Annotated in this window: 19 protein-coding genes and 2 pseudogenes; 2 read left to right on the top strand and 19 right to left on the bottom strand. The window is 37.7% G+C overall.

Annotation, left to right across the window (positions count from 1 at the left end; genetic code table 11):
* Nucleotides 1-32: 32 nt before the first annotated feature.
* The 13 genes and pseudogenes from ACZ1GV_RS00920 to ACZ1GV_RS00980 form a co-directional block, all read right to left on the bottom strand.
* Nucleotides 33-392, bottom strand: a complete 360-nt coding sequence (locus ACZ1GV_RS00920) for a VOC family protein (protein WP_472674842.1) — start codon at nucleotides 390-392, stop codon at nucleotides 33-35.
* 67 nt (nucleotides 393-459) lie between these two features.
* The gene (locus ACZ1GV_RS00925) at nucleotides 460-903 is read right to left on the bottom strand and encodes a nuclear transport factor 2 family protein (RefSeq protein ID WP_472675850.1); all 444 of its coding nucleotides are present in this window, start codon (nucleotides 901-903) and stop codon (nucleotides 460-462) included.
* A 300-nt stretch (nucleotides 904-1,203) separates the two neighbouring features.
* Nucleotides 1,204-1,746, bottom strand: a pseudogene (locus tag ACZ1GV_RS00930) (alpha/beta fold hydrolase); the annotation flags it as partial.
* Between the two features lie 399 nt (nucleotides 1,747-2,145).
* Nucleotides 2,146-2,631 (bottom strand): annotated as a pseudogene (locus tag ACZ1GV_RS00935) (GNAT family N-acetyltransferase); the annotation flags it as partial.
* The gene (locus ACZ1GV_RS00940; RefSeq protein WP_472674843.1) at nucleotides 2,628-3,518 is read right to left on the bottom strand and encodes an alpha/beta hydrolase family protein; all 891 of its coding nucleotides are present in this window, start codon (nucleotides 3,516-3,518) and stop codon (nucleotides 2,628-2,630) included. The pseudogene ACZ1GV_RS00935 and the gene ACZ1GV_RS00940, both read right to left, overlap by 4 nt.
* 52 nt (nucleotides 3,519-3,570) lie before the next feature.
* Entirely contained in the window at nucleotides 3,571-3,894 is a 324-nt protein-coding gene (locus ACZ1GV_RS00945; RefSeq protein WP_472674844.1) for a hypothetical protein, read from the bottom strand.
* 48 nt (nucleotides 3,895-3,942) lie between these two features.
* Nucleotides 3,943-4,761 carry a hypothetical protein gene (locus ACZ1GV_RS00950; RefSeq protein ID WP_472674845.1) on the bottom strand — a complete coding sequence of 273 codons (819 nt, stop codon included), beginning with the start codon at nucleotides 4,759-4,761 and terminating at the stop codon, nucleotides 3,943-3,945.
* Between the two features lie 88 nt (nucleotides 4,762-4,849).
* Complete coding sequence (locus ACZ1GV_RS00955; RefSeq protein WP_472674846.1) at nucleotides 4,850-5,281, bottom strand: SRPBCC domain-containing protein; 432 nt, start codon at nucleotides 5,279-5,281, stop codon at nucleotides 4,850-4,852.
* 97 nt (nucleotides 5,282-5,378) lie between these two features.
* Nucleotides 5,379-5,918 carry a hypothetical protein gene (locus ACZ1GV_RS00960; protein WP_472674847.1) on the bottom strand — a complete coding sequence of 180 codons (540 nt, stop codon included), beginning with the start codon at nucleotides 5,916-5,918 and terminating at the stop codon, nucleotides 5,379-5,381.
* A 106-nt stretch (nucleotides 5,919-6,024) separates the two neighbouring features.
* A complete protein-coding gene (locus ACZ1GV_RS00965) occupies nucleotides 6,025-6,561 on the bottom strand; it encodes a GNAT family N-acetyltransferase (protein ID WP_472674848.1) in 537 nt (178 codons plus the stop codon).
* 123 nt (nucleotides 6,562-6,684) lie between these two features.
* A complete protein-coding gene (locus tag ACZ1GV_RS00970) occupies nucleotides 6,685-6,975 on the bottom strand; it encodes a hypothetical protein (protein WP_472674849.1) in 291 nt (96 codons plus the stop codon).
* A 367-nt stretch (nucleotides 6,976-7,342) separates the two neighbouring features.
* Nucleotides 7,343-7,705, bottom strand: a complete 363-nt coding sequence (locus tag ACZ1GV_RS00975) for an energy transducer TonB (RefSeq protein ID WP_472674850.1) — start codon at nucleotides 7,703-7,705, stop codon at nucleotides 7,343-7,345.
* Between the two features lie 110 nt (nucleotides 7,706-7,815).
* Nucleotides 7,816-8,415 carry a lysostaphin resistance A-like protein gene (locus tag ACZ1GV_RS00980; protein ID WP_472674851.1) on the bottom strand — a complete coding sequence of 200 codons (600 nt, stop codon included), beginning with the start codon at nucleotides 8,413-8,415 and terminating at the stop codon, nucleotides 7,816-7,818.
* A gap of 160 nt (nucleotides 8,416-8,575) precedes the next feature.
* Between ACZ1GV_RS00980 and ACZ1GV_RS00985 the strand changes: the two genes are divergently transcribed.
* The gene (locus ACZ1GV_RS00985) at nucleotides 8,576-8,815 is read left to right on the top strand and encodes a type II toxin-antitoxin system ParD family antitoxin (protein ID WP_472674852.1); all 240 of its coding nucleotides are present in this window, start codon (nucleotides 8,576-8,578) and stop codon (nucleotides 8,813-8,815) included.
* Between the two features lies 1 nt (nucleotide 8,816).
* Entirely contained in the window at nucleotides 8,817-9,107 is a 291-nt protein-coding gene (locus tag ACZ1GV_RS00990) for a type II toxin-antitoxin system RelE/ParE family toxin (RefSeq protein WP_472674853.1), read from the top strand.
* A gap of 121 nt (nucleotides 9,108-9,228) precedes the next feature.
* Here ACZ1GV_RS00990 and ACZ1GV_RS00995 read toward each other — a convergent pair whose 3' ends face one another.
* The 6 genes from ACZ1GV_RS00995 to ACZ1GV_RS01020 all read right to left on the bottom strand — a co-directional run bounded on the left by ACZ1GV_RS00995 (nucleotide 9,229) and on the right by ACZ1GV_RS01020 (nucleotide 12,383).
* The gene (locus ACZ1GV_RS00995) at nucleotides 9,229-9,522 is read right to left on the bottom strand and encodes a HigA family addiction module antitoxin (RefSeq protein ID WP_472674854.1); all 294 of its coding nucleotides are present in this window, start codon (nucleotides 9,520-9,522) and stop codon (nucleotides 9,229-9,231) included.
* On the bottom strand, nucleotides 9,522-9,800 hold the full coding sequence (locus ACZ1GV_RS01000) for a type II toxin-antitoxin system RelE/ParE family toxin (protein ID WP_472674855.1): 279 nt from the start codon (nucleotides 9,798-9,800) through the stop codon (nucleotides 9,522-9,524). The genes ACZ1GV_RS00995 and ACZ1GV_RS01000 overlap by 1 nt, the downstream gene beginning before the upstream one ends.
* A gap of 134 nt (nucleotides 9,801-9,934) precedes the next feature.
* A complete protein-coding gene (brnA, locus tag ACZ1GV_RS01005) occupies nucleotides 9,935-10,183 on the bottom strand; it encodes a type II toxin-antitoxin system BrnA family antitoxin (RefSeq protein ID WP_472674856.1) in 249 nt (82 codons plus the stop codon).
* Nucleotides 10,173-10,436, bottom strand: a complete 264-nt coding sequence (locus ACZ1GV_RS01010; RefSeq protein ID WP_472674857.1) for a BrnT family toxin — start codon at nucleotides 10,434-10,436, stop codon at nucleotides 10,173-10,175. The genes brnA and ACZ1GV_RS01010 overlap by 11 nt, the downstream gene beginning before the upstream one ends.
* A 122-nt stretch (nucleotides 10,437-10,558) precedes the next feature.
* On the bottom strand, nucleotides 10,559-11,386 hold the full coding sequence (locus tag ACZ1GV_RS01015; RefSeq protein WP_472674858.1) for an alpha/beta fold hydrolase: 828 nt from the start codon (nucleotides 11,384-11,386) through the stop codon (nucleotides 10,559-10,561).
* 232 nt (nucleotides 11,387-11,618) lie between these two features.
* Nucleotides 11,619-12,383, bottom strand: coding sequence for a hypothetical protein (locus ACZ1GV_RS01020; RefSeq protein ID WP_472674859.1), 765 nt, complete (start codon nucleotides 12,381-12,383; stop codon nucleotides 11,619-11,621).
* Between the last annotated feature and the right edge of the window lie 93 nt (nucleotides 12,384-12,476).

Consider the following 12,476-nt stretch of genomic DNA (forward strand, 5'->3'; position numbering starts at 1 on the left):
AAGCTATGTAAAGTTGAGAAAATGAAGGTCTATTAAGAGTCCTCTAAACACCATACCGCAAACTCATTGCCACTTGGCTCTATAAAATGGAAACGACGACCACCAGGAAACGAAAATATTGGGGTCGATATTGTTCCGCCAAACTTCTCTACGGTAGTCTGAGTAGCTTCTAGGTCGCCAGTTTTAAGAACAAGCAGGGCGGAGCCGGTTGCAGCGCTCGACGTTAAATCTGATTTATAAAAACCACCGTCTAAGCCTTGGTCATTAAATGCGGTGTAGTCTGGCCCGTAGTCAATAAATGTCCAACTAAAAGCATCTTCAAAAAATCGTTTAGTAGCAGGCAAATCTTTAGCAGGAAATTCCACGTAGTTCAGTTTGAGATTTTGACTCATTTTTCCCTTCCTTTATTTCTCGTTATGTGTTTATTTATGGTTTTAGTGATCAGCTATCAGTACCATCCTACTCGTGATATTTACGAATGACCGCTACTTTATCGCCTTCTAACTCAAGCACTTCCATCATTGTTTGAGAGTATTCAATAGGCTGGTTATTTTGTGGATGAACGCCTTTTGCGTAATTTTTGTAACGAATAGCAATTGCGGAGTTATTGAATACAAATACGTCTAACAATGTTGCTTCGTATTTGTCATGAGCACCTAAATAAAATGTCATCCCTTTTCTCATGGACGCTTTTCCGTCGGGTAATCTAGAATCATCAACCACATATGGTAAATGTGAGTGACCAATATCGTCCGTTAACAAAGAAAGGTAGCTCTCTAGTTCTTTGCTTGTTGCGTTTGGTTTTTGAGTTTCCGTCATGAGTTTAAAGTAGTGACGAGCAAACTTTTCTAAGTCGAACTCTTTGGCAACTAGTGAAGAAGAGTCGTTAGTTAGCGCTTTAATGCTTTTTACAACTAAGTCTCGGTCTGCAATATGCAGATGATGCTTTTCTGACTCTGAATAAACAATCCGGCTCTTAGTGGACAAGCTTTTGAAATAGGCTTCTGCGCCAGCCTCTAATAAATCCATACTTTTAGCTATTTCGTCTGGTACAAAGGGCGGATCATAACGCTTGTCTGTTTGTTTTGATCTTACGGTGATAATTGGCTTGTCACCAAAGTTCGCGGCATTGGACAAGATTTTATAGCTTTTCATATGATCAACGTTTTCAGGTACTTTTTTAAACATTGGATCGTGGACACTTTGCTCAAAATTATAAAATCGCTGCAGATTTTCGTCATCCGATTTGAAGTTCTCAGGCCAGCGAGTACCCATGGTATAAAAGTAGCCAAATACAGGAGGATCAATTAAAACAGCGCCAAGTACTTCTTGCGGGTAAAGGTTGTTGTAAGCGCTAATGATGTAAGATGCATATGAGCCTCCGGCAAAGTAAAAAGGCGCTTTAACATCGGCAGCTGCTAATAATTTATTTAACCTAGTGGCCATATCATTAACTGTGAAAGGTACTGGACCTTTTTCGCTTTTACCTATGCCAGCGCGGTCATATAAGCAAACGCTGTAATCATTCTTTAATCGGTCGATATTTTCTAACCAAACGCCGTCAGAACCCGCGCGACCAAATCCTTGCTCAAGGATTAATTGTGGCTTGTCGTTTTCATAACATTCGAGGTAAAGCTTGAATCCACCAACATCATATAGTCCTGCTTTGGTTGGCTTGAGGTTTAGCTCTGTCGCTAACGTTGCAAAAGAACATAAACATAAAATCACACTTGCCAGTAACTTCATACAAACTCCATTTAATTAAATTTACTCACCAATACCTACAAAACCCACCATGCGGGAGATTAAATCGCCGTCTTGTTCTACAAAATACTGCCCAAGCTGGGTTTGTTCAGTGCCTTCTGGGCCGAGTCCACTGAATGCAACCGTGACGCGAGTTACGCCAGCAATCGAGTCAGATTTTATAACTTTTGCAGACCATCCGGGTGCATGTGCACTGAACATACCTACATAGTTATTTAATGATTCGATTCCAATGACTGTTTCAGGCGTTCGAGGATCATCATATTTAATAGCCTCTGCAACAGAGTTACTTATTGTAGAAAATCGAAGTTTTTCATCTTCAATTTGCCAGGCGTTAAAAAAGTTTGCAATACAATCAGACATAACGGGTTCCTTGTTAAATTTTAATTTAGCAAATATATGACTATCATAAAATTTACCATTTTTATAAATCGCTTGTTGAAGAACAGCTTCCTGTAAATAATTACATTTTTCCAGAACTCTCATTGAGCCGGTATTACCTGAGAACACGGCTGCGTATAATCTATTTATTTCGGTGGTTCGAAATACCTCTTCAGTAATAATATTAACAGCCATAGTGGCAAAACCTTGACCCCAATATTCAAAGCCGAACCAATAGCCAATTTCTGCATTTCTTGAGTATTCGAACTCGTCTGTTGAAACGCCGATGCAACCAACAAGTTCATCTTCAATAGTAATGGCACGAATTAAACCTACTCTGCTGCCTTCTTTTATCCACCAATCGGCATCAGATTCGGTATAAGGATTTGGAATTTTTGATGATAGGTATTCAGATACCTTTGGGTCGTTGAGAATTTCAATTAACCTAATCCTATCCGAGTTTTTAAATTGCCTTAATGAAATCATTTTACAAACACAAACTTTGAGTAAATATCAATGACACCAGGGCTCGTTAATAAGTCGAGGTGGCCAACACTTTTGATTACATATAACTCTTTGTTTTTATTTTGCTCTAATGAGTTATACAGCTTTTTATTAATGCTTGGAGGTGTTTCCCAGTCTTCTTCGGCTGATAGCATTAGCAACTTTCCTGAATGTTTATTTAGCGCCTTTATATTGTCAATTTCCAAGAGCTCTTTGGAAGGCTGTATGTTTACCAATGGTTTAATTACGTAGCCGAGCAATGTTGGAATTCCATAGGAGTACTTTGCCTCACTCACGAATACTTCGTCCATCCAGTCGCTTACATTAGTCACACTGCCTTCTATAACAAGGTTTGAAACATCTTCATTGGCGGCTAAGTTAATGGCCAATATACTGCCAATCGAAAGTCCGTGGACAACAAATGGCTTATCAGACTTACCCTTAACGGTATTAAATATGAAACTGGCGTCCGCCTTTAAGTTCTCCAAGGTTGCTTCGCCACCCGTAAAACCAAAACCTCTATAGTCAAACCAATACACATCTGCATTCATCTGTAACATAAAGGGCAGAACGTTTTTGTATTGCTTCTCAATTGGGTAATTATTAGGACCAAAATAAAGTACGACCATATCTGGACTTTGTTGTTTTATATGAATGCCAATGGATGTATTGCTGTCAGGTTGCTTTATTTCAACGATACCTACATTGATATCAGAACTCAGCGTTCGAATATTATTAAGAGTTTCAGCATAGTTGCTAGAAGCGATGGGAGTTTGGTTTGCTAAAAGAGATTTTTCACTTGGCGCTACAGTCATACAACCATTTAAAAGCAATAAACCGATTAAAATAACAGCCAATTTAAAGTGCACAAGATCATTCCTTAACTTTGGTACTTTAAAAGCACTTTACACTAAGCCAATTCTATAAGCCAATCAGTAAGTTAAAATAAAGCCCTGACATACCAACAGTTGTAAACAGTAAAAAGCTGATAACGGCGGTTCTCTCTGGAATAGCGTGGATTAACAGTGAAGGCATCTCTTTTAAAGTAGACATAGGTGGAACGTAAAAAGTTGAATATGACTCAAAACGTTTAAACTTATTCCACAGTTTGGTACAAAACAGCTTTAATCCAGACAGGTACATTAATACAAAGGTAGAAGCACCGAGCGCTTCAACCAAAGCCATAATTTCCATGCCGACCATTATTTCAGGGCCCGCTACTAATAGAACGATAATGCAAGCCAATGTATACCAGCTTGCTTTAGATAATGTTGTTTTGAGTCAATTAAACACCTAATTTTCCTTATTCGCTTCCGCTTTCACAATCTTGCTCAGCAAGGTTTCAGTTAGCACTTGCGCATGTTGAAGATCTTGAAATGCCATATTTTGAGATATACGTTGCTTGATGAAATCTAATTTTAGGTAAATATCGTTATCCTCTACTATTTTTAGACCAAAATCGGCATATGCTACGGCCTTTAGATAGTTTGGATTTCCTGAGTCTGGGTCGTAATTTTGATACTCTTTAACTAGCTTTAATATTGCCTGCTCTCCTCCAGTTAGTGCAATACTTTCAGAGAGTTGGTATTTCAATTTATTAAATTTTTTTCTTTGTTTTATTGTTTCTTCTCTGTTTAATTCAAATAAGCCTTTGCTATGAAAGTATTCGCTATCCGAAATAGCCCACAACTCTGTCACAGCGTTATCAGACCCTAATTTAATTGCCTTAAAGAGTAACCCAACATAATCATCGGATATAAAGTTAAACTGTGAACAGCGCTCAAAACGAAATAAAACATCTTCGATATACTCGTCGGGTTCACCCACTTCATTTGCATGACTCAGCCAGACATCAAGTTCATACTCAGTTTTAGGTATTTTGTTACAACGACGGATTTCTTTTGCTTCAGATAAGTATTCTTCTGCGGATGCAAGAGCACTAACTTCTACATCAGTTTTTATCTTTGATTTCTCTTTAGGCTTTAAGTCTTTAAAAAGCGTCTTTTCGCTATCAGTTTCAGCGCTAACCTTATCAAACTTACTTTGTTCTTTTGGAAGAAAATAAATAATGACAAAGACTAAAATAGATATCGCAAGAGTAAGTTTTTTCACAAGACCTCGATAGGAAATTAACGCTTGGTTAAGATGAAAATAATAGCCGGTTAAAATAAGCGACGCATGAGCAAAAATTAGCTGTTATTTATCCTTCTGAGGGCTTATTAGTTGCTTTCTTTTCGACATATTGCTTAAAGTTTTCGAGAATCATTGACCAACCTTGGCGCTGTTGTTCTCCTGAATTTTCATCTTCTATTTCAAAAGTTTCAACTATTTTGGTTTTGCCATCAATTTCAGTAAATATGCAGGTAACCTTGCGATTATCTTCGAGTCTATAATTTATACTTTGAAGAGGTACAATTGATGTAAACTCTCCTTCAAAATCAAAACCCATAGATTGATCTTTGGCCTCCATACGATATTTGAATTTGCCACCAACGACTAAGCTAATTTGTGCTTCTGGGCAAACCCAATCATTAGTAGCAAAATTCCAATTTGTAATGTCTTCGGGTGTTACCCAAGATCTCCAAACTAAATCGAGTGGTGCATTAATAATAGTTTCTATCGATATTTTCATATTTACTCCAAAATCATGAGTCGAGGAACCACCAACGCATTGCTATTGGGCCACAACAGCGTAGGCATAGACCTTCTTTAACCACTTGTTAGCTATACTATTGCACTAACTCAAATGAAGACATTAAACTTAGCGAAACACCTCTATTTCTATCAAGTAAATTAACATATACCTTCCATTCCCCAAACTTATCTCCGGGCTCACCAATATATTTGATGACTGCATGGGTCAAATATATTGCTCTCGGGTCGTCGTGTATTTCACCACTTGCGCAGGGAATGTTTTTTTCATCGATTGAGGGTTTTCCGTCAGGTTGTTCAACTCTAATGTCGCACAGAATTTCGAATTTTTTGTCTTCAGTGAGCTTTGGGTTTGAGAAGAAGGGCAGTATTGTAAGCTCTTCACCAAGTTTTACCTTTTTAGCCTCGTTGAAGCTAGGAGTGTGTTCTCGGGGAGTATCCCACTTAGCTTGCCAATCCTTGTCAGGCGTAATTAATAACCAACCGCCAAAGCCATTCAAACTTTTTTGACTAGGGGTTTCAGGTGCTCTTTCGCCACTTTTAGTTACCCAATAGAAATCATCACTAGCTAGCGTAGTAAATGACATCAAAAATATGACCAATAATGCAGTTCTCATAACTTTCCCTGTAAAGCTAACGCCCGGTTAAGAGGCGAGTTTTAGCTTGCTAAAATGTTTGCCGAAGGCTCGAGCAAGCCGTGACGAGTCTTTCTTTAATGATTTATTATATAGACATAAACTCTTGTTTTAGCATACCTAGCTTTAAGTCGTCTTTCCATTCCCCATTCAGTATGAAATTTTCACGGAGAGTTCCCTCCGATTTCAGTCCCGCCTTTAGTAAAAGATTAAAAGAGGGAGCGTTTCCATCGGTAACAGTTGCGCTAACCTTGTGAAAGCTGCATGTGTTAAACGCAAAGTCCAAAACCAAACGTGTGGATTCTAATCCATACCCTTTCCCTTGGTGACGAGGATGAAGCATAAACCCGAGCTCTGCTTGTTTATTCAAACACCAGGTTGAAAAAAAGCCCGTGAGTCCAATGGCTTCTCCGGTATTAATTTCAGTCATTACCATACATAGCCAGCTATCTCGTTCTTTATGCCAAGGATCAAGTCTCTCTTCAAATTTATTGCGAATCTGATTATCGGAGAGAGGATCACAGATGTACTTTATAACATCGAGATCTTTATGAAGTCGGTGGAATAAATCCCAGTCGTCAGAAGTTAACGCTGTGTAAGAAAGTCTTTTTGAGTTGAGTTGCACTACTTTCCCTGTCTTTATAACGCTTCAATAATGTATTCGATAGTTTGGCAGTTTTATTGCGGTGTTTGCAATAAAAATCGGCTAACTTAATCGAATCCCAGTTAATTGACGTGTTAGGCTTATTTACCCATGTGAAGATGAGTCTCGTTTTGACCCTTCTTGTATACAAGCTTCAAAGTTGCCCATAGATATTTCTTTTGCATGCAATTCTATACCACCAGCATTTTTATATGTGGTGTAGTCTTTGTTTGGCATAGCACCTGAAATATACCATACGTCACCATCGATATTGCTGGAACAGCTTCCTGAATTTGTTATTGTCCAGGTGCTTCTTAAGTAACAATTTTTAGCCGTTTGAATATATGTATCTGCAGTTTTGACTGTATCGCCTTTTGAGCCCCATATTCTTGTCAATGTCACTTCCGTAGCTTCACCATCAATTCCGGAAGCATGCTTATCAATATAATAATTCCAATTCCCAATTAAGTTACTATTTTTAAGGATAAAACTATCACATTTTTTTATGCCATATTTATGGAAAGCAATTAACAGCTTTTGATCATCATTAGCAAAGCTTACTTGGCTGACTAACAGGCTTAAAGGTACTAACGCAGTTGCGACATTTTTAATTTTCAGCTATCTACTCCTTTTAAAAAACTAGATGAGTTTATAATTTTGAGGCTTGATAAGCCTAACACCCGGTAAAGAGCCGGGTTTTAGCTTGCTAGACTGTTTGCCGAAGGCTCGAGCAAGCTATCACGAGACCTTCTTTAACCACTTGTTAGCTGTCGTTTTCTAGATTGAAGTCCAGTTGTACTGACAATCCTGTTTGGTAGACAGGAACACCATTTACTAATTTAGGATTGTATTTCCACTTAGACAGCGAGCATTTTGCAACTTCATCAAATACGTTTTCCGGCACCGATTTAATAACAACTATATTTACTGTGCGTCCACTTTCGTCAATATCATAAGATAACTGCACGTACCCGCTTATTCCTTCTAAAGAAGCAGACAATGGATAAGAAGAATCACATGAGGTTGCTCCCAAATCACTAGTAGAAGTACTACTAAGTTTGCTCTCTGTTGATGAGCAAGAGGCGACTGCCAAAGCCATAACTAACAAAATTCCGTATTTATACATGAGTACTCCATGACTGCTAACACCATTTTAAGCGGCAAATTGTAGTTGGCTAAAATAAGTGAGGCACTAACAAAAAGCCAACTGTAATTTGTCCGACTTGAAAACCCTTGTTAGGTGCGCTCTTTTAAATACCCCAACTTATTTAATACTGCTGATTTTATTAAACCAGGTTCGATTAAGCCAGTAACTATTGTGTGTGCAATAATGCAAAGAGCTAAATTTCTTTCGCTCATAATATAAATAAGTGCAAGACCTGAACCTAAGAAAAAAGTATAAAAAGTAGCATTTATACCTGCTGATAGAGCCTTGCCCCCCCATACTAAGTGCGCTACTCCAAAAGCTAAACCAGAAATAATTATTTGTAAGAAATCACTAAAACCTTCTGCCTGAAGATAATCCATTAACATTTTTCGAAAGAGTATTTCTTCAAAAATCCCGGAGATTAAAGCACCGACTAGAGCCAAGTATTTAAGTTTATTAAACTTAAACATATGTTGGCGTACGTTTGAAATACTTGCTGCTCCCCATACGTAGGAAATAACAACTAAAGCAGCTATTCCCCATGCATAAAAATCTATATTTGATAATGTAGTGAAACCTATCGCGCCGAAGAAATTCGGCGTTGTCATGAGCCAATAAAGTAAAATCCCCCCTTGAACTAAAATAATTGAAAAGATGATCTTTAAAGTTTGATTATCCGCAGATTGCATCCGATTTCCTTATACACCTAACGCTTCAATAAGAAGCTAAAAAATAGTTGCTTATACTTTAGCGACGTTGGAGCAAGAGGCAACTGTTTTTTGTCTGCCTTAATTGACTTGTTATATTCTTGGTACCAAAATGTATTAGATATTGGTATCGGAGGTTGTGATGGCGAAAAATACAAGTGTTACATTAGGTGAGCATTTTGACTCATTTATTAGCCAGCAGTTAGAGACTGGCAGGTATGGCTCTGCAAGTGAAGTGCTGAGAGCTGGATTACGAGCCTTAGAAGATCAAGAATTAAAAATGAATAATCTAAGGAGTATGTTGGTTGAGGGAGAGAACAGCGGAATAGCTAATTATTCATATGACACTCTCTTAAATGATTTGGATAAAGAAAATCACTAATATGAAGTTTCATTTATCTAAAAAAGCTCTTTCAGATTTAATGAAAATTGGTCGTTACACGCAACTTAACTGGGGCAGACAGCAGAGAAATGACTATTTAAAGTTACTTGATAGCGCTTTTAATCAAATTGCAGAGGAGCCAGAACTAGGTTATGTCTGCGATTACATTAGAGAAGGTTATAGAAAGCGACCACAAGGAAGCCATGTCATCTATTACAAAGAATTCGGCAAGGAAGAGGTAGTAATTGTTCGGGCTCTCCATAAAAGCATGGATGTACACCTAGCCCTCTGAAAACATACCGCTTGCCTAAGCGGCATTTAATAATGGACTAAAATATTGAGCGCAGCGACAATAGCCCATGTTAATTGTCCGAGCGAACTTGTGAGCGAATTGAGGCTCTTGTTATATTCCTTTACGCCATTGCAAAGTCAATTTGATGAACTCTAGCTAAGTTAACATTTTGTTTTGCTTGCCAAAGGTCATAATTGTCTTGCATCGATAGCCAACTTTCAGGGCTACGGCCAAGCGCTTTAGATAGTCGTAAAGCCATTTCTGGAGTAATAGCACTTTTAGCTTTTAATATACGGCTTAAAGTTGAAGGAGAAACATCTAATTGTTTTGCAACAAATCGGCAACTATAGCCAAATGGTTCCATATAAACATCGGAAATAAATTCACCCGGATGCGGTGGGTTATGCATATTCATTAGTGATAATCCTCATAATTTAAAATAAAAGCATTGCCATCTTTAAATTCGAAAGTGACTCGCCAATTACCATTTACAGTAATGGACCATATTCCATCTCGTTTACCTTTTAAGGCATGCAACTTAAACCCAGGTAAGTCGATGTCGTCTAAAACAGTCGCAGTATCAATAGCAGCAAGTTGCATTCTAAGTCGACGCTCATGCTTAGGTTGAATGCCAGCAGTTGTGCCAGACTCAAAGAACTTTCTCAGTCCTTTATGTTTAAATGATTTAATCATAACCGAAAGTGTAGCGTGTTGCGCAACAGGTGTCTAGAGGAATATAACGCCTGGTTAAGAGGCGAGTTTTAGCTTGCTAAACTTAGTGACGAAGGAACTCGGCAAGCCGTGACGAGTCTTTCTTCAATGACTTGTTAGCTTTCGTGGCGATGTTTATTTTCCTGACTTTCCAATCGTTCAGCTAGCCAAACTTTAATAATAGATTGCCTTGTTACACCTATTCGACTTGCTTCTCTGTCAAGTGAATCAATCATCCATGAAGGGAAATCAACATTAACTCTTCGCTGACTTTGTAAAGGGCGTTTAGCTTTAGTCAGATCCAAGTGCTCTAGGATGTCATCTTGATTTTTGTCAAACGCTTCATCAAATTTGTTAGCTTTCATAGAAATTCACCTCTTTCTTCCTGGATCTTCGAACCGATATTATGCGGATGTTCTTTTTCCGATACGTAATTACAGCAGACCAGTGTTTGTTATCAATAGTACCAATAACAAGAAACCTTGATTCGTCAGAAGTATTTGCTGGAATTTCGATTAAATTAGGATCAGACCATAGCTCTTGAGCATCAACAAAGTCGATTCCATGCTTCTCAAAATTCAGCGTACTTTTTTGTATATCAAATTCGAAATCATACATGAGTTAAAAGTATACCTTTATTACTCAACTTGCAAATAGAAAAAATTAGAAAGCTAACGCCTAAATAACAGGCTAAGTAATGGTTGGCTAAAATGTGAAACGAAGTGGAACGCAGCCAACTGTTACGTGTCCTTGTTTATTTTCTTGTTAGTTGCAAATGTTCTCGCAAGCCAATTCTTCATCACCATAACAAGTTTTTCAGGCGTTGCCATATGCATCATGTGCTGGCTATTCTGAATAGCTGCTACATCTGCATTTTGTTTATATTTTATAAAACTAGCGATACCAAGGTAAGTTAGCTTATTCATCTCTTCAAAGCACTTCTGGGTAGGATTACCCAAGCCAATGAAAAAGTCTTTTGTTTGTTCTGGTATGTGACTAATTGCAATAGCAGGAGCTGCGATCCCAGAATAATGGCGCTCTTCTTCCTCAGTAAAGAATCTCCCCAAAACTGAGAGGTCTGCAAATGGTAAGTAACTACCATCAAAATCTTTAACTCTTTGTGTATTATAAAAATTATCTTGATACTTCAAAACATCAATTGTTGCGTAACCTAGGTCTGGGCAGGCTGCTAAGTGGCTGTCCATATAATTTAAATCTTGGATAGCATCTATATAAATTAAGCCCTTTACTCTTTCAGGAAAGTGCCTCCCTAGATGATTTAACTCACCTCCAGCAAAAGAGTGACCTGCAAAAATAGCATTCTCAATATTCATTTTATTTAAAATATTAATTATATCTTTGGCTAATCTAGCTGTTGAATAGTTTTCCTTGCGAGATTCTGAGTTTCCATGACCAACACGAGTTATACCGATAACTCTATATGAATCAACAAACGAAGGAACTATTGGATCAAATGTATGGGCATTAAGGGCAAGGCCAGCAAGAAACACAAGAGGCGTACCTTCACCACCCCAATCAACAACTTCTAATTTTATATTGTCGTCCATTTCTATGTAATAGATCTTGTGCTGAGTTGTATCTACCCATTCACTCGCATTAGCCATATTTAGGAATAAGGTGAAAACTATAATTGATGTAATCTTAATAGATTGATACTCCGTTACTAGATGAGATGCCTTGCAACTAACGCCCCATTCAGGGGCTGACAATAGCTTGCTAAAATGTGCAGCGAAGCGGAACCGAGCAAGCTGTTAGCAGTCCCGTTACTGTAGTGGCTTGTTAGCTGCTTTTAAACTTTATTTGAGAATACACAATAGCAATATCACCTTCCATATACTGAACAGATTTAGTTGGATTGTTATCATCAGGGAACTCGGCATTAGGGGCGGTTTGAAGTAAACTTATATATAATTTGAACCAAGTGTTCCCATCTTTTTCTACTCCCAATATATCGCACATTAATTGCTTGCAAGAAAGGTTCAATAGGTCAAAGCTATCACTTAAATCATGTTGAGAAATCAACACCTTTAATTGTTGTTCCATATTGTAAGCCCAATTTTCATCTTCTATTGGATCTTGTTGAATAGGAGGTTGTGATAGAAATTCATTATCTTTTGAAATTTGCAATTTCATATGCTCAGCTGTTTCATTCGACATATGAGCAGAGATTAATCCATTAATCTGTTCTTTGTGAATATTAGACCACTCCTCTAATTCTTTTTGTACAAGGGTATCAGCCTCCTCAATAACTTTTTCCTTTTTTACACGGCTAACTTGGGAGCTTGCTGTTTCCTTATTTATTTCAATATTTTCTACAACTTTTGCTAACGATTCAGGGTTATTTTCAACGCTCATTTCATTAATTGGTGCTGATACTGGCGCTTTAACTTTTACAATTACAGAGTCATCTTTGATATTTTCAATCGTACTAGCTTTACTCGTATATATTGATTCTACGTTAGTTTCGTTAATCTTTGGGTAAAACATATACCCTAATGTAAAACACACTATTGCAATTATGATATTTGTGAACAAATTTTTCATTTTACGTCCTTGTTATTATTTAAATATGTTATCAGACTACATTATGCAGCTAACGCCTTTGTCACAGGCTTGGTTGGAGTGAAGCCTTTTGCC

It is taken from the genome of Psychrosphaera sp. HA2-10 (assembly GCF_055693745.1).